Genomic DNA, 16,552 nt, shown 5'->3' with positions numbered 1-16,552 from the left:
TTATTCAGTAGAGCCGCCATCGCGGGCAAGCCCGCTCCCACAGGTATGGCGTCGTGCACAAATTCCGTGATCGCCGCAAACCCTGTGGGAGCGGGCTTGCCCGCGATTGATCGCGCCGCGGTCACGGCTTTTGCAATACCTCAATCACTTCACTGAACCCCGGCCGCGCCAGCACATCGGGCTGACAGCACCGCCGCTCCAGCGCTTCAAGCACCTGACGTCGCTCATCACTCAGTCCCGAGTCGATCCGCGCCAGCAATTCCCCCAGCAAGACCCCGAACGCCCGTACTTCAATGCGCTGCAGCGCGCGCGTTTCCATGCTGTCGGTGGTGGCATGAAACGACGCTGCTCCGAAATCCCCGAGTAAACAGTCACCCTGATCGTTCAACAGAATGTTGTGCCCGTAGAGATCGCCATGGGTGATGCCTTGTTGATGCAGATGCTCCGCTGCCGACGCAACGCCCATGGCAATGCGCAGTGCAACCTGTGCGCTGAAGCGGCGATCCTCGGCGTAGACATCCCGCGAGCAGGACGCCAGGCTCGGCAATCCAGCCAGGTTGGCAAAGCTCGGATCGATCAGTTGCATGACCAAACCTTGCTGGCCGTCGGGATGGCCGTGGATGCGACCTTCAATTCGAATCAGATTCTGGTGCAAACCGGCCGTGATGCAGGCGTTCATTTCGTGCAGCGGTGAGCCATCGCTGGTCATTTCGCCTTTGTACAGCTTCACCGCAACCGGCGTCACCGCACCATCGGCGCGTTGCCAGATCGCCCGGGAAATCACCCCGGAGGCGCCTTCGCCCAGTTGTTGCTCCAGACGCAGCGCCGACCAGTCGATCTGCGGTGTCGCTTCAAGAGCCGCGGCGTCGGCTTCGGTTTCCAGCGGATTGCCGGCGTAGGCCAGCCACGTCAGGCTCGGCAACGTCAGTAGCCAGTGTGGCAACTCGGTCAACTGGTTGGCGGCGATGCGCAGCAGTTCCAGCCGGTGGCAATGACTCAGCGAAGACGGCAACGATTGCAGGCGATTGCCCGCCAGCATGAGTTTTTGCAGGTGTGGACGTTCACCCAGTTCGCTCGGCAGTGTTTCGATGCAGTTGTCCGTCAGGATCAGCCAGCGCAGCAGCGGTGGCAGGGCAGCGCCAGGTACGTCGGCGATGCGGTTGGCCTTGAAGCCGATCATCGTCAGCGCCGCGCATTGGCCAAGGCAGGCGGGCAGTGCGGTGAACTGGTTGTCGGAGCAGAACAGCACGCGCAATCGAGTCAGGCGATGCAGGTCATCCGGCAGGCAGCTCAAGGCGTTGCCGCTGAGATTGAGGACTTCCAGGGTGTCGGCCAGATCGAAGATTTCTGCCGGGAACTCGGTCAGGCCGCAGGACAGGTCCAGCCGCGTGATGCCCGACAATTCGCCGGCGCGCAATTGAGCAAGGGTGTGCATATGGGAATTCGCAATAAGGGGGTCGCTGGGAATGGGCGACATGATAGCGGCAAAGCTGTTGTTTGAAATTTTCTCGGATCTTGAAAACGCTACAAAACCCTGTGGGAGCCAGCCTGCTGGCGATAGCTATTTTTCAGCCGACGAGTGTTTTGCAGGTTTGCTCCGTTCAATTGTGGGAGCGAGCTTGCTCGCGAAGGCGTCCGCTCTGTTGATGGTGTTTTTGCTGATTGGGTACATATCCGGTGCTGCGGTAATGGCCTCTTGGGGTTGCGCCCTGACGTTCGGCCCTCGCTGTGGCTCGGGTACCTTCGCTCCGGGCGTTCGCACATTTCAACTGTAGGAGCTGCCGAAGGCTGCGATCTTTTGATTTTGGTTGTTAATAAACAGATCAAGAGATCGCAGCCTGCGGCAGCGCCTACAGGGGGGGCTCAGTAAACTCAGTCCCGTGGGAGCTGTCCGTGCTGTGTTCTTCCTGCAACTGCCCCAACCGACTGCGGGTCCGGGCCAGATCGGTTACCTGACCCGCCAGGCTTTCGCCCAGAGGCAATCGACCGAGCAACGTCAGGTGTTTGTCCTGGTCGTAGAGCACGTCGATCAAGTTGATGAACCGCTGCTGCGCGGCAATCGAGCATTCGTCCAGTTCCGGCAGTCCGTCGATGATCCAGTGGTCGAAGCGGCGGCACAATTGCAGATAGTCCATGACGGCCGTCGGCTGTTCACACAGGTCAGCGAAGGTGAAGCCGACGCGGCGGTCCTCGCAAAAACGTGCGCGAAACGCCCTGGTGCCAACGGTTAATGAAATGGCTGGTGCATCTTCTGTCGGCAGGTTCAGCGCCTCACGCTGAGCGTGCGTGGCTGGCCACACGTAGAGGCCCTGAGTGAACACCTGATGCGCATGGTTGCGCATCTGACTGCGGTAGTCGTGAGGGCCGCCGACTTCCATGACCTGCATGCGCGAGTTGATCAGCTCGATCACTGGTTTGAACCGGGCGTGGTACAGCGGATTGGGCAGCAGGCCTTCGGGCGGATAGTTGGAGGTCACCAACAGCAGAATCCGCCGTTTGAACAGCGCCTTGAACAGTCGGGTGATGAGCATCGCGTCGCCAATGTCATGCACATGAAACTCGTCGAAACACACTACCCGACAGTCCAGCAGCAGTGCATCGAGCGTGGTGGCGAGGGCATCGTCCTGATGGCGATGGTCGAACATGCCCTGATGCAGTTGCGCAAAGAATTCATGGAAGTGCAGGCGACGTTTCTGCGTGATCGGCAGCGCCTGGAAGAAGCCGTCCAGCAGCCAACTCTTGCCGCGCCCCACGCTGCCGTACAGATACAGACTCGGTGGGGTTTGCGCTGTTGCGCCGAACAGCAGACTGGCCTGCTGCGCCATGCAGTCGATCACGCGCAGCTGACTGTGGCTGAGGGTGTAACCCTGGCCGTTTGCCTTGTGGCGGAAGTAATCGCGGATCAACTGGGCGCTGGCGTCGTGCCCGGCGTTGGCGGGCCTGCCTTTGCCGAACAGGCGGCGCAGCACCGGCCAGCGCTGGGTCAGTCGCGATCGTTTCGGCGGTTGGGCGGGCACTGTCGATCACTCCGTATTTCGTCGAGCCGGCGCGGCGCCATAGTGTAACCAGTCGCGGAACGAGCCTTCCAGCACAGCCGCTCGAGAGTGGGCGGTCAGTGAACAATTGTGCGGCGTGTACAGGCTGATAATAAGCGGCGCACCCAATCGCCGGCAGGCTGATTCCAGATTGGAATCCGCGGTGGTTTTCAGAATTGCAGCGATTGCTTGAGCAGTAGCGCGGCCGGTGTATCGACCGGACTGACCATCGCATAGTTGTAACCACCGCCTGACCAGTAGTCCGCCTGCAAATCCCCATCACTGCGACTGCCCCTGGGCAATAAGGTGTTTTTCGGCCCAGGCGGTCGCACATAAAAACTGACCTTGTGCCCACTCGCATCTTCATACATCACCATCGCCGCCGGCCCTTCATCGGTACTCAGCAAGCGTCCGCTGACCGGTTCAAACCCCGCCGCCGCCAAATCTGGCAAGCGACCGACCCGAGTGAAATAGCGGTCGAGCCAGCGCTGCATGTCGCCAGCACCCTCGACCTTGTAATCCGCGGGCAGCATGCCTTGCTGGGCAATCAACCGATACGCTTGCAACGCGTCGGTCATGGGTAACACGGAGGCGCGCACCAAGGTCATTTCCCGTGCCTGCCAACCGCTGAAACCACCGACGCTCACCGCGATCAGCAACACCGCTGCGCTCGCCAGATGGCGGCGTGACTGACGCTGGCGGCGCTGACGAATCATCGTCGGATCAAGCGCCGGATTGGCCGGTTGCTGCAATGCGCCGCTCAGTGCCGCACGCAGTTGCTGGGCGTCCTGTTGCCAGGCGCGCACCTGAGCGGCCTGGTCTGGATGGTTGCCGAGCCAGGTTTCCAGCACGCGCCGGTCGGCGTCGCTGAGTTGGTGGTCGACGTAGGCGTGCAGGTCGCGCTCGCTGGGAGGCATGCTGATCATTTGAGTATCCGCAAAGAAGGACTGATGATTTCGCCGTCGCTGAGTTGGCGCAAGGCCTGGCGGGCGCGGGACAGGCGCGACATCACGGTGCCGATCGGGGCGTCGAGAATCTCGGCGACCTCTTTATAGGAAAGGCCCTCAACCGAGACCATCAGCAGCAGCGCACGCTGTTCGCTGGGCAGTCGGTCGAACGCTTGCAGGGTAGATTGGGCAATCACGGTGCGCTCGGTCGACGGTTCGGCATCGTCGCGACCGGTGAAAAACTCGAGCATCCGCGCATAACGGCGGGAGCGGCGATGGGCATCGAGAAACTGCCGGTAGAGGATCGAAAACAGCCAGGCACGCAGATCCCCGTCAGCGCGCTTGCCGCCCCAACTCGACAGGGCCCGCTCAAGGCAAGCCTGCACCAGATCGTCGGCGCTGCTGCTGTTGCGCGTCAACGACACGGCAAAGCGCCGTAACCGGGGGATCAGTTCACGCAGTTGTTCGTCTAGCTCGTTCATGGCGAGGGGCTGCTCTTTGCCGAAAGGCGATGTTGAGAAGAAAGACGTCCCTCAAGGATGGTTATTCCATCCACCGGTTTGAAAATTTTTATCCCTTCTTCGTAGGATAGTTCGCTGCGATTTGTAAGCCGTGTAATGGATTCCACTTTCCCTGCTCAACCCATTTGCCAATCACGTCGGCTACCGGCGCAACCCACGGGTGCGGAGCGGGACGTGAAAAATAAATCGTTGAGAAAAGGAAAGGGAAGTCCCATGCAAGCATTTGCGATGAATAACCGGTCGACATCGAACGCGAAGCCGAATCCGTTTGTTGAGCCCAACCCATGGCAACACTTCGGCTGCGGTCCGAGCGTCAAGCCTGACGCTACATTGATCCATCGTGCAATCGAACTTCAAGCAGCCAGCCGGCCTGAAGCAATCGCGGCCGAATATCAAAGCCAGTCCATCACTTACGGCGAGTTGAACCGCCAGGCCAATCGACTCGCCACGACATTGCTCAAGCAGGGTGTGGGCCCGGGCGATCGTGTGGCGCTGTTTGTGGAGCGTTCGATCCCGATGCTGGTGGGCATGCTGGCCGTGCTGAAAACCGGGGCGGCCTATATTCCTCAGCACATCGGCATCACCCCCGCTGCGCAGCTGAGTCATATCATGGCCGTCGCTCAGGTTCGGGTCGTACTGACACTGTCCGAACTGGCGCGGGCGATTCCTCTGACAATGGATCAACAGTGCATCCACCTGGATGAATTCATTCAGGTGGCGAGCGTTGCCAGCGACGACTTGAATAGGTGTGGCGCGACGTCATCGCCGGACTCACTGTGCTTTATCCTGTTCACCTCGGGCACCACCGGACTGCCCAATGGCGTTCGCGTGACGCAGCGTAATGTGTGCAATATTTTGCTGACCGAGCCCGGCAATCTGGGTATGCGACCGGGCCTGAAGGTTGGCCAGATCCTCAACATCGCTTTTGATATGGCGGCCTGGGAGGTACTGGGTTGTCTGGCCAACGGAGCGACGCTGTTGATCCGGGGCAAAGACATCGCGCAAACCGCCGAGCGCTGTGACGTGCTGATTGCGACGCCGTCGATTCTCGCTACGCTCGATCCTGCTCGTTGCAGACAGGTAAAAGTGGTTGCTCTGGCTGGCGAGCCCTGCCCACAACCGCTGGCAGATCGCTGGGCGGCGTTTTGCACTTTTTATAATGCCTGTGGGCCGACCGAGACCACCATCGTCAATACCATGCAGCACTATCGCGGCGCGGGTGCGTTGACGATCGGCAAGCCAACGCCCAACAACACCGTTTATGTACTCGACGACGCCGGACAGCTCTGCGCTCCGGGCGAGCAGGGTGAGATGTGGGCGGGCGGTGACTGCGTGACCGCTGGTTATCTGGGAAATCCGCAACTGACCAACGAACGCTATCGGCCCGATCCGTTTCTGGGGCAGGGACGTTTGATGTTCCGCACCCGGGACCTGGGACGTTGGATGGCGGACGGTGAGCTCGAACACCTGGGGCGTGTCGATGATCAGGTCAAGGTCAGGGGTTTTCGGGTGGAACTTGACTCGGTGTCAGCGGCACTGGAGTCCGTGCCGAACTGTGAGCGAGCGGTTACCCTCAAGCTCGACAGTCGCCATCTGGTGGCCTTCGTCTATCCCGCCATCACAGACGTTGAAGTTGCGCGCAAACGTTGCGAAGAGCGCCTGGCTTATTATTGCGTGCCATCGTTGATTCTCGCTGTGGATCAAATTCCGCTGACCTCCCGAGGCAAGGTCGACAAGCGTTTGTTGCTTGAGTGGGCCGTGGCGCATCAGGCACAACACGCTCGCGCCGAGCAGCGGGTGCAGGCATGAACGGCACGGATTTGACGATCGTGTTACCGGCCCGGCGCGCATTGTGGCGGCGTTTGGGAACGCTGCCGATGTTCTCGCATTACAACCGTCTGGTGTTGCTGGTGTTCGCCGGCAACATTGCAGCCCTGGTTTACGGTTTGAAAACCGGGCAGTGGTGGTCGACTTCAGGCGTCGCTTTGCAAACTCTGTCTGGGTTGGTCGTCGCGAACTTGTCGATGGCGATACTGATTCGTCAGCAGTACGTCATCAATGGCTTGTTCTGGCTGGCGACCCGGGCGCCGACGTCCTGGCCGCTGGCGATTCGCCGGTCATTGGCCAAGGTCTACCATTTTGGTGGTCTGCACAGTGGTGGCGCGATGGCAGCCATTGCGTGGTTTGCGCTGTTGTTCGGCTCGATGATCTGGCTGCAATTCGAAGGGCCGGGCGGCGTTTCGTTGACCCTGATCGGGCTAAGCGGTGGCTTGCTCGGGCTGCTTTTACTGGTGGCGATCATGGCGCTACCGATCATTCGCGCGCGTTTTCACAATGCGTTCGAACGCACCCACCGCTTCGCCGGTTGGGCCGCTCTCGCGATGTTCTGGGCGATGACACTGGTGTTTGTCAGGGATCAACATCCTACGGCTGCGCTGACGGATGTCCTCTCGCAATCTGCCTCGTTCTGGATGCTGTTGCTGGTGACATTCAGCATTACCTTGCCGTGGCTGCGGTTGCGCCAAGTCCCTGTCAGTGTGGTGCCACTTTCCTCACACGCGGTGATAGTCCAGTTCGATCACCACACACCGTTTGCCGGCTCAGCCACCGCTATTAGTCGCAACCCACTGTGGGAATGGCATTCGTTCGCCAATATTCCTACTCCGGGGGAGGAAGGTTTCCGACTGATCATTTCCCGGGCGGGTGACTGGACGGGCGACTTCATTGAGCAGGCGCCGACCCACGTCTGGGTCAAAGGCATTACCACCGCAGGGGTGGCGCACATTGAAACGTTGTTCAAAGCAGTGGTGTATATCGCCACCGGCAGCGGGATTGGCCCGGTGTTGCCGCACTTGTTGGCCAAACAAATACCCATACGCTTGATCTGGTCGACCCGAAGTCCCAGAGCCACTTATGGCGATGCACTGGTGGACGAAATTCTCGCGGCGCAGCCCGATGCATTGATCTGGGACACCGATGTTTCAGGCAAACCCGACCTGGTGAAGTTGGCGTATTGCGCGGTGCAGTCGTTCGGCGCGGAGGCAGTGATTTGCATATCCAATCAGACATTGACGGAACGCGTGGTCGAGGAAATGGAGGCCAGGGGTATCCCTGCCTACGGCGCTATCTGGGATTCCTGACACCGCGTCGATATTTTTCTTAGTGTTACTTAATCCAGGGAAGGCAACGAACATGAACATATTGATCGAAAGACTCGGACGACTTGTGCTGAGCCGGCTCAATCGCCCACGAGCCCGCAATGCCTTGAGTCACCAAATGATGGGTGAACTGCTCGATTCCCTGCGAGGCCTGGACAATGATGCAGAAGGCATCCAGGCATTTTTGGAGAAGCGCAAACCACGTTTTGAGCAGATTTAATGTGCTCAACGCATCAGCAAACGCAGTGACCTGAAAGAAACTACAGTTCAAAGGGAATAATCCTACGAGGCGTGCGTCTCATAGCACCTTTCCCTATGGCCGATGGCCCTGGAGTCTTTCATGGTAGATCGCAGCTCTCCCAACGCTGCACCACCCGGCGGGCCGCAGCGCCCGCCATTGAGTGCCGCGAGCCTGATATTCCGCCTTGGCGCCATTGCCGTGGTAGTCGCCGCCGTGGCCGGGGCGTTTGCCTACGTTCATGGCACCTTTGACCCACAACGTCTGACGCCCAAAGCGCTGGTCGATGTGCTGGAGAAGAACAACGGCGTGCATCCCGGATTTCGCCGTAATCACGCCAAAGGCGTGTGCGTGATCGGGCATTTCGAGAGCAGTGGCGAAGCGCGAGTGTTTTCCACCGCGCAGGTGTTCAACGACCCGCGCACGCCAGTGGTCGGGCGATTCGCGCTGCCGGCGGGCAATCCTTATGCACCGGACAGCAGCGTGCCGATCCGCAGCCTGGCGCTGCGATTCACTCAGGCCAATGGTCAGCAATGGCGCACCGGGATGAACAGCATGCCGGTGTTCCCGGTTGGCACGCCTGAGGCGTTCTATCAGTTGCAGCAGGCGCAGTCGCCGGATCCGGCCACCGGCAAACCGGATCCGACCAAGGTGCCCGCATTTTTTGCAGCGCACCCGGAAGCCGTGCCGTTTCTGACTTGGGTGAAGACCGCCAAGCCGTCCGCCAGTTACGCCACTGAAACCTATAACAGTGTTAACGCGTTCTATCTGGTGGACGCCAGCGGCAAGAAACAGGCTGTGCGCTGGAGCATGAAACCCTTGGCGCAGGACGCTGCGGGTGCCACCGCGCCTGAGGGTGGCGATTTTCTGGAGAAAGACCTGGTGCGACGGTTGGCCTCCGCGCCTTTGCGTTTTCAGTTGAACATTACCTTGGCCAATGCCGATGACCCGGTGAACGACGCCAGCAAAACCTGGCCCGAGGGGCGCAAGGTGTTGAACGCCGGCACCTTGGTGCTGGAGCGAACCCAACCGCAACTGAGCGGTGAGTGCCGTGACATCAACTACGATCCGTTGGTGCTGCCGGCCGGTATTCAAGGTTCCGACGATCCGTTGCTCGCGGCTCGCTCCGCTGGTTACGCCGATTCCTACCTGCGACGCACCAGCGAAGTCAGCCAATTGCCCGCCGCTAAACAGGAGGCTCGTCCATGAGCGCTCAACCGACTCATTTCGCGCTGCTGGCGCGGCTGCTGCATTGGCTGATGGCGCTGATGATCATCGCCATGCTGTTTATTGGCGCCGGCATGGTCACTTCGGTTTCCGAGCGCCATGAATGGCTGATCCATCTGCACAAGCCATTGGGTATTGCGATTCTGGCGCTGGTGATCGTGCGTCTGCTGGTGCGATTTTCCACCCGGCAACCACCGCTGCCGGCCGACTTGCCGGATTGGCAGGTGATGGCGGCCAAGGCTTCGCATGTATTGCTGTATGCGCTGATGCTGGTGTTGCCTTTGCTGGGTTGGGCGATGATCAGTGCGTCGGGCGAGCCGGTGATGCTCAGCAGTTCGCTGCAGTTACCGGCAATTGTGCCGGCCGATGCGCAGTTGTTTTCGCTGCTGCGCAAGGCTCATGGGTATCTGGCGTATCTGTTGTTTCTGACGGTGCTGCTGCACCTGGCGGCGGCGCTGTTCCATGGCTGGGTGCGCCGCGACGAGGTGCTCGACAGCATGTTGCGCGGGCGTGATCGTCGTTAGCCGGTCTGAGTGGCGCATTGTGAAGATGCGCCACTTCTCAGCGTCAGGTACCAGTACGCCAGCGCAATGGCATTGATGCCCGCGCCCAGCCAACACACGCCGATCCATCCGGCCCACGTATACATGGCGGTCGAGCCGATCGAGCCCAGTGCGCTGCCGATCGAATAGAACAACATGTAACCGGCGGTGAGGCGGCTTTGTGCTTGCGGGCGCACGCTGTAAATCATGCTTTGGCTGGTGACGTGCACGGCTTGCAAGCCCAGATCCAGGGTGATCACACCGAGCAGCAACGCCCACAGCGAGGATTGAGTGAGGGCGATTGGCAGCCACGAGCCGAGCATCAACAACAGCGATAAACCGCTGACCCACTGGCCAAGACCGCGATCAGCCAAATGCCCGGCACGGGCGGCGGCCAGCGCGCCTGCGGCCCCGGCGAGTCCGAACAATCCGATTTCGCTGTGGGAAAGCGACAGCGGCGGGGCGGCTAGCGGCAGCACCATCGGCGTCCACAGCACCATGGCGCTGGCGAAGGTAAGCAGGGCCAGCATTGCGCGCTGACGCAGTACCGGCTCTTCTCTGAACAGATTGAATACCGAGACGATCAAGGCGCTATAGGTTGTCGTCGGTTGTGGGTTTTCATCTTTAGGCAGCACACGAAACAGCAGCAAAGCCATCAACAACGTCAGCCCCGCCGACAGCAGATAAATTGCCCGCCACCCAGCCAGATCGGCCATTGCGCCTGCGACCGTACGCGCCAGCAAGATGCCGACCACGATGCCGCTGGTGACCACGCCAACCACGCGCCCGCGTTGTGCCGGGATCGCCAGCGTCGCAGCATAAGCCACTAACACTTGCGTCACCACGGCGAGCAGACCGGTCAAGGTCATGCCGATCAACAGCCACAGGCTGCTGGGTGCCACTGCGATCATCAGCAACGCTGCGGCCGACAACAGCGTCTGCGCGACGATCAATCGTCGTCGGTTGAGCAAATCGCCCAGCGGCACTAGCAGTATCAGACCTACGCCGTAACCGACCTGAGTCAGGGTAATCACGATGCCTATGGTTGCCGGCGACATGGCGAAGGCTTCGGCCATGGCGTCGAGCAGCGGCTGCGCGTAATACACATTGCCCACGGCCAGACCACAGGCAACGGCAAAGAGCAGCACCACGCTGTTGTTGAGTGAATGAGGTTTCATGCCCGGATTCCCTTTTAGGTTGCAAATTAAAACCAGAATCCACAGTAGGTAATCTGGTTTCGTTTTGCAACCTGATCGAGCAAGGCTGCGTATCGCACAAAACAAAAGATCGCAGACAGGCTGCGATCTTTTGCGGATTACCGGGAGCTGGGGATCAACGCAGGGTGTCGACCATGTCGGCAATAGTGGTCAGCACGTCTTTGCCCAATTGCCTGGAGCGTTTGCCCGACCAGCCGGTGTGTGGATCTGGATGGTCGTCGTGATCCTTGAATGGCATTTCCAGGGTCAGCGACAGGCAATCGTACTTCTGGCCGACGCTGTTGCACGCCAGGGTCATGTTGGCCTGGCCCGGTTCGTCGCGGGTGTAGCCGTACTTGGTCTGGAAGTCTTTGGTGGTGTGCTTCAAGTGGTTGCGGAAATGCTCTTCGAGCTTCTCGATGCGCGGTGTGTAGCCCGGATTGCCTTCACAACCGGCGGTAAATACGTGCGGGATGGTTTCATCGCCATGGGCGTCGAGAAACAGATCGACACCGTATTTTTCCATTTGCTGCTGCACGAAAAGCACTTCAGGGCTGACCTCCTGAGTGGCGTTCTGCCAGGCGCGGTTCAAGTCCTGGCCCATGGCATTGGTGCGCAGGTGACCATGGAAAGCGCCGTCCGGGTTCATGTTTGGAACCAGATAAAGATCGGCGCTGGCGAGCAATTTTTTCATGACCGGGTCATCGTGTCTTTCCAGGCGCTCGATCACGCCTTCCATGAACCATTCGGCCATGTGTTCGCCCGGGTGTTGCTGGGCGATGATCCAGACTTTGCGCTGGCCTTCGGCACCTGTGCCTTTGCGCAGCAATTGAATGTCGCGGCCTTCGACGCTCTTGCCGGTAGCCAGCAGTTCGGTGCCGGCTTTGGTCAGGGCCTGCTCGATCAGCCAGTCGTGACGGCCACGGCTGTAGGGTTCGAAGTAGGCGAACCAGGCGTGGGTCTGGGTGGCTTCAAGGGAGAAGCGCAGGCAGTCGCCTTCGAATATCGTCGGCACACGGAACCAGTTGACGTGATCGTAGGAGGCCACTGCCTGATAGCCTGGCCAGCCTTTGCTGTAAGTGGATTGGCTGGCGTTGTTCAGGCGAAACCAGTGCTCCTGGCCGACATGCAAGCCGCTGGCCTTGAAGTGAAACCACTGGAAATGCGCGCTGCGGGTGTCCGGGCGGATGGCCAGAACCGGGTTGAGCGGATTACTGATATCGATGACTTGGATATTGCCGCTGTCGAAGTTGGCGCTGATGTCGAACGAAGATTTGGCCACGGTCATAATCGGTTCCTGAATATGATTTTTATGGCCGTTACTTTACACACAAGACAGGCGTGAAACCGAGGGGAATTGTGGGGTGGAGGCGGGGGCGTCCTCCATGACGCGGATGCAGCTTAGAGTGTATGCGATTGATTCTCAAGTGCTATCTGCTGTTAGTTTTCCCCAATGCAGCCGGGCTTGTCTTGCTAATCGATATTCTTTTGATATTATCCGCGCCATCGAATTTGCAGCATCCAAAGACTTCATTAGCCTGAAGCCATAAGCCCGAAAAACGGGCAAAAAAAGACCCGGCAAAAAGCCGGGTCAAAAACCGTGATTAGCCTGATGAGGAGATAGGCCAGAAGACCGACCTAAGGTCTCTGGTCCATCGACTGATCTCGCGACCAGCTGCATGCAATAATAATCATTATCATTTGCAAGTCAAATGTTTTCATCTGCGCGATTGGAAAATTCTTTCCTTTCTCGCCCTCAGGTTTCTTCGCCATCGAGCGAGTGGTCGACCATCGCCCGCGCCATATCCACCATGTGCACCACCGAAAATGCCAGGTCACGGCTCGCGCCCTGCAGGTTTTCTGCTGCCTTGAACGCGGTGGCTGCCGCGCATCGCAGCAGATCCGAGGCGTGGACCAGGGCTTCTTCGCCGCTTAGATGGCGCCTCACATCGAAGAAACGCTCATCGACCTCGGGCTCTGACACAGCTGGTTTCAAGTAATAGTCCAGTGCTCGTTGTGCCGCGGCGTTGCCTTGTGGCGAGGTGAACGTGGTGTCCATTTGCAGATCGGGCAAGTCTTTGCTGCTGATATTCATGATGACGACCGCTCCTTGTTCAATTGAAAATCCGTGCTTTCAGAATAGTACGAAATGTAGTTGTCACTAATAATTAAATACTACAATTTGTGTTTTGCCGCGCTGAAGGCGTCCGCGTAAGGTGCTGCACATGGATAAATGGATTGAGTTGGTCAAGGCCAAGATGAGTGAACTCAAAATCACTCAAACAGTGCTCGGAGAGCGCGTCGGTATGTCCCAGGGAGGGATCGGTCATTGGCTGAACAAACGTAGGGAACCGGGCATCACTGAAATGAATCGCGTGCTGCAAGCGCTGGGCATGGATTATCTGGAAGTGGTGCTGCTGATCCGCGAGCCGCAAGAGGCGCCGGATGATGAGATGCCGTTGGCGCAGAAGTACAACCCGTACTTCCGTTACCCGGTCAGCGACTGGCGAGCACCGTGCGAAGTGCGCGAAAGCGGGCAGCCCACGTATGTGCCGACAGACAAACAACGCTTCGAACTGACGGATTATCACGCCCGAGGTGCTGCGTTCTGGCTGAAGGTGACGGGTGATTCGATGACCGCACCCAGTGGCATAAGCATTGCTGAAGGCATGCTGATTCTGGTGGATCCGGAAGTGGAAGCAGTGCCTGGCAAACTGGTGATCGCCCAGCGGCCGGAAAGCGATGAGGCGATTTTTCGCAAACTCGACGAAGAGGGCGGCCAGCGCTACCTGGTACCGCTCAATCCGACATGGCCGAAAGCACTGTTTACCGATGAGTGTCGAATTATCGGCGTAGTGGTTCAGGCAACGGCGCGATTCTAATCAGATCGATCCTCGCCAGGCGTAGGATCGATCTTCATTTCATACAGCTTCCAATTCAACCAAAGCGCTGCCTTCGCCAACCATTTCGCCTTCCTGGCAATACAGCGCCTTGATCACGCCGGCGTGTGGTGCGCGGATGCTGTGTTCCATTTTCATGGCTTCCAGCACCACCAGTTGCGCACCCGCCTCGACCGATTGACCGGCTTCAACCAGAACCCGCACGATGCTGCCGTTCATTGGCGCAGTCAGCCCGCCTTGATGACTGTGGCTGGCTTCGACAGCGCTGATCGGGTCGTACGACTCGACACGCCGCAACTCGCCTTCCCACTGCAGATACAGCGAATCGCCCTGACGGATAGCGCGTAAGTCACGACGCACGCCGTCGTGCTCGACAATCAGTGCTTCACCCACCAGTTTCGCGTTGCTACCTGCACCCAACGTCAACGCGCGATCCTGACCCTCGCAACTCAAGTGCAGGGTGATTTCCGGCGACAGACCCGCGCGCAAACCGCTATTGCGAGCCCACGGCGAACTCGGGTCATCAGCCCGCGCAATGCTCGGCAGGCTCTGTGCAAACGCCTGCGCCGCCACATTCCAGAACGCATCACTCAACTCGGCCGGAGCCGGCAGCAGTTGCTCCTGATAACGCGGAATAAACCCGGTATCCAGTTCCGCCGCCGCGAACGCGGGGTGAGCGATGATCCGCCGCAGAAAATTGATATTGGTTTTCAACCCGCCAATCGCAAACTCATCGAGCATGCTCAATAGCCGTAGACGCGCCTGCTCACGATCTTCGCCCCAGGCAATCAACTTGCCGAGCATCGGGTCGTAGAACGGTGAAATCTCGTCACCTTCCGCGACGCCGCTGTCCACCCGCCGCCCTGGGCCGTCAGCTGATTCGCGATACAACGCCAGACTCCCGGCGGCCGGCAGGAAGTCATTCGACGGATCTTCTGCGTATAGCCGAACTTCAATGGCATGACCATTGAGCGGCACTTGCTCCTGAGTGATCGGCAACGCTTCACCACGCGCAACGCGGATCTGCCACGCCACCAGATCCAGGCCGGTAATGGCCTCGGTCACGGGATGCTCAACCTGCAGCCGAGTGTTCATCTCCATAAAAAAGAATTCGCCGCGAGCATCGAGCAGGAATTCCACGGTGCCCGCGCCAACGTAGCCGATCGCCTGCGCCGAACGCACAGCCGCTTCACCCATCGCGCGGCGCAGTTGTGCGGTCAGACCCGGTGCCGGCGCCTCCTCGACAACTTTCTGGTGGCGGCGCTGGATCGAGCAATCACGCTCATTGAGGTACAGGCAGTTGCCGTGCTGATCGGCAAATACCTGGATTTCCACATGACGTGGCTTGAGCAGGTATTTCTCCACCAGCATCCGCGAATCGCCGAACGACGATTGTGCTTCACGTTGAGCGGAGGCGAGGGCTTCGGCCAGTTGGCTGCCGTCCTCGACGACTTTCATGCCTTTGCCGCCACCGCCAGCGGTGGCCTTGAGCAGCACCGGGTAACCGATGCGTTCGCAAGCATCGCGGAAGGTGTCGAGGTCTTGCGCTTCGCCGTGATAACCCGGCACCAGCGGCACGCCAGCCGTTTCCATCAGCGCTTTGGCGGCGGATTTGCTGCCCATGGCGTCGATGGCCGAGGCGGGCGGCCCGAGGAAGATCAAACCGGCGGCTTCGATGGCGCGAGCGAATCCGGCGTTCTCGGAAAGAAAACCATAACCCGGATGAATCGCCTGTGCGCCGCTGGCCTTGGCCGCTGCGATCAGTTTGTCGATTTGCAGATAACTGTCGGCAGCTTTGCTGCCGCCCAGATCAACGCGGATATCTGCTTCACGGCTGTGTCGCGCATCACGGTCGGTAGCGCTGTGCACCGCGACGGTGGTCAGGCCCAGGGCCTTGGCGGTGCGCATGACCCGGCAAGCAATTTCGCCTCGGTTGGCCACCAGCAGGGTGGTGAGAACAGGTGCGCTCATCAACGCGGCTCCTTGGTGGTGGTTGCGGCTTGCCAGTTCGGCGGACGTTTTTGCAAAAAGGCGCGCAAGCCTTCCTGGCCTTCAGGGCTGACGCGGATGCGGGCGATGGCGTTTTCGGTGTAGCGGCGCAGGGCTGGAGTCAGCGCACCGTTGCCGACTTCACGCAACAGATCCTTGCTGGCGCGCATGGCAGCAGGGCTGTTGAGCAGCAGATTATCGATCCATTGCTCGACCTGTTGCTCAAGCTCTGCGTTCGGATAGCTCTCGGACAACAAGCCGATTTCCCGCGCACGTTGTCCACCAAAACGCTCGGCGGTCAGGGCATAGCGGCGTGCTGCGCGCTCGCCAATGGCCTGCACCACAAACGGACTGATCACCGCTGGCGCCAGGCCGATGCGCACTTCCGACAGGCAGAATTGCGCATCATCGGCACCAATCGCCATGTCACAGCAACTGATCAGGCCCAGCGCACCACCGAACGCCGCGCCTTGCACCACGGCCAGGGTAGGAATTTTCAGTTTGGCCAGGTTGTACATCAACTCCGCCAGTTCCCGAGCGTCGTCGAGGTTGGTGTGATAATCGAGTTCGGCCGATTGCTGCATCCACGCCAGATCAGCGCCGGCGCTGAAATGCTTGCCGCGCCCGCGCACCAGCAGGAAACGCAGGCTGGCGTCGCTGGCAACCTTGTCGAGGGCGAGGATCAGCTCGCGGATCATTTCGGCGTTGAAGGCGTTGTTCTTCTCTGCACGGTTGAGCCAAAGAGTCGCAAAACCCCGTGGATCGCTGTGCAGTTCGAGGGTGTTGAAATCGCTCATGA

The 16,552-nt window shown here is 59.5% G+C and carries 15 protein-coding genes; 6 read left to right on the top strand and 9 right to left on the bottom strand.

The window, feature by feature from the left end; genetic code table 11:
* Window positions 1-121: 121 nt before the first annotated feature.
* The 4 genes from ICA15_RS09455 to ICA15_RS09440 all read right to left on the bottom strand — a co-directional run bounded on the left by ICA15_RS09455 (window position 122) and on the right by ICA15_RS09440 (window position 4,464).
* Complete coding sequence (locus tag ICA15_RS09455) at window positions 122-1,435, bottom strand: leucine-rich repeat-containing protein kinase family protein (RefSeq protein ID WP_210553096.1); 1,314 nt, start codon at window positions 1,433-1,435, stop codon at window positions 122-124.
* Between the two features lie 415 nt (window positions 1,436-1,850).
* Window positions 1,851-3,017: a cell division protein ZapE gene (gene zapE / locus ICA15_RS09450; protein ID WP_210553095.1), complete on the bottom strand. Its 1,167-nt coding sequence runs from the start codon at window positions 3,015-3,017 to the stop codon at window positions 1,851-1,853.
* Between the two features lie 188 nt (window positions 3,018-3,205).
* The gene (locus ICA15_RS09445; RefSeq protein ID WP_210553094.1) at window positions 3,206-3,961 is read right to left on the bottom strand and encodes an anti-sigma factor family protein; all 756 of its coding nucleotides are present in this window, start codon (window positions 3,959-3,961) and stop codon (window positions 3,206-3,208) included.
* Window positions 3,958-4,464 carry a sigma-70 family RNA polymerase sigma factor gene (locus ICA15_RS09440; RefSeq protein ID WP_150618340.1) on the bottom strand — a complete coding sequence of 169 codons (507 nt, stop codon included), beginning with the start codon at window positions 4,462-4,464 and terminating at the stop codon, window positions 3,958-3,960. Before ICA15_RS09440 ends, ICA15_RS09445 begins: the two co-directional genes overlap by 4 nt.
* A gap of 267 nt (window positions 4,465-4,731) precedes the next feature.
* On the opposite strand from ICA15_RS09440, the gene ICA15_RS09435 reads away from it, so the two are divergent.
* From ICA15_RS09435 to ICA15_RS09415, 5 genes are all read left to right on the top strand, one after another.
* On the top strand, window positions 4,732-6,312 hold the full coding sequence (locus ICA15_RS09435) for an amino acid adenylation domain-containing protein (protein ID WP_411959651.1): 1,581 nt from the start codon (window positions 4,732-4,734) through the stop codon (window positions 6,310-6,312).
* Window positions 6,309-7,643 (top strand): hypothetical protein, encoded by a 1,335-nt coding sequence (locus ICA15_RS09430; protein ID WP_210553092.1) that lies wholly within the window; start codon window positions 6,309-6,311, stop codon window positions 7,641-7,643. Before ICA15_RS09435 ends, ICA15_RS09430 begins: the two co-directional genes overlap by 4 nt.
* A 52-nt stretch (window positions 7,644-7,695) precedes the next feature.
* Entirely contained in the window at window positions 7,696-7,881 is a 186-nt protein-coding gene (locus ICA15_RS09425) for a hypothetical protein (RefSeq protein WP_210553091.1), read from the top strand.
* Between the two features lie 120 nt (window positions 7,882-8,001).
* Entirely contained in the window at window positions 8,002-9,108 is a 1,107-nt protein-coding gene (locus tag ICA15_RS09420; protein ID WP_150618344.1) for a catalase family peroxidase, read from the top strand.
* Complete coding sequence (locus ICA15_RS09415) at window positions 9,105-9,650, top strand: cytochrome b (protein WP_150618345.1); 546 nt, start codon at window positions 9,105-9,107, stop codon at window positions 9,648-9,650. The genes ICA15_RS09420 and ICA15_RS09415 overlap by 4 nt, the downstream gene beginning before the upstream one ends.
* Here ICA15_RS09415 and ICA15_RS09410 read toward each other — a convergent pair.
* From ICA15_RS09410 to ICA15_RS09400, 3 genes are all read right to left on the bottom strand, one after another.
* A complete protein-coding gene (locus ICA15_RS09410) occupies window positions 9,647-10,846 on the bottom strand; it encodes an MFS transporter (protein WP_210553090.1) in 1,200 nt (399 codons plus the stop codon). The two genes, ICA15_RS09415 and ICA15_RS09410, sit on opposite strands and share 4 nt — an antisense overlap.
* A gap of 154 nt (window positions 10,847-11,000) precedes the next feature.
* Entirely contained in the window at window positions 11,001-12,152 is a 1,152-nt protein-coding gene (locus ICA15_RS09405) for a M14-type cytosolic carboxypeptidase (protein ID WP_150605350.1), read from the bottom strand.
* 468 nt (window positions 12,153-12,620) lie between these two features.
* Window positions 12,621-12,959, bottom strand: a complete 339-nt coding sequence (locus ICA15_RS09400; RefSeq protein WP_042559920.1) for a DUF6124 family protein — start codon at window positions 12,957-12,959, stop codon at window positions 12,621-12,623.
* A 130-nt stretch (window positions 12,960-13,089) separates the two neighbouring features.
* On the opposite strand from ICA15_RS09400, the gene ICA15_RS09395 reads away from it, so the two are divergent.
* Window positions 13,090-13,746, top strand: a complete 657-nt coding sequence (locus ICA15_RS09395) for a LexA family protein (RefSeq protein ID WP_210553089.1) — start codon at window positions 13,090-13,092, stop codon at window positions 13,744-13,746.
* A 39-nt stretch (window positions 13,747-13,785) separates the two neighbouring features.
* Here ICA15_RS09395 and ICA15_RS09390 read toward each other — a convergent pair whose 3' ends face one another.
* Both ICA15_RS09390 and ICA15_RS09385 read right to left on the bottom strand, forming a co-directional pair.
* Window positions 13,786-15,735, bottom strand: coding sequence for an acetyl/propionyl/methylcrotonyl-CoA carboxylase subunit alpha (locus ICA15_RS09390; protein ID WP_210553088.1), 1,950 nt, complete (start codon window positions 15,733-15,735; stop codon window positions 13,786-13,788).
* Window positions 15,735-16,550, bottom strand: a complete 816-nt coding sequence (locus tag ICA15_RS09385) for a gamma-carboxygeranoyl-CoA hydratase (protein ID WP_150605353.1) — start codon at window positions 16,548-16,550, stop codon at window positions 15,735-15,737. The genes ICA15_RS09390 and ICA15_RS09385 overlap by 1 nt, the downstream gene beginning before the upstream one ends.
* Between the last annotated feature and the right edge of the window lie 2 nt (window positions 16,551-16,552).

The organism is Pseudomonas sp. P116 (assembly GCF_020149425.1).
GTDB classification, from domain to species: domain Bacteria; phylum Pseudomonadota; class Gammaproteobacteria; order Pseudomonadales; family Pseudomonadaceae; genus Aquipseudomonas; species Aquipseudomonas anatoliensis.
The sequence above is the reverse complement of the archived record's forward strand: the minus strand, read 5'-3'. Positions and strand labels throughout refer to the sequence as shown.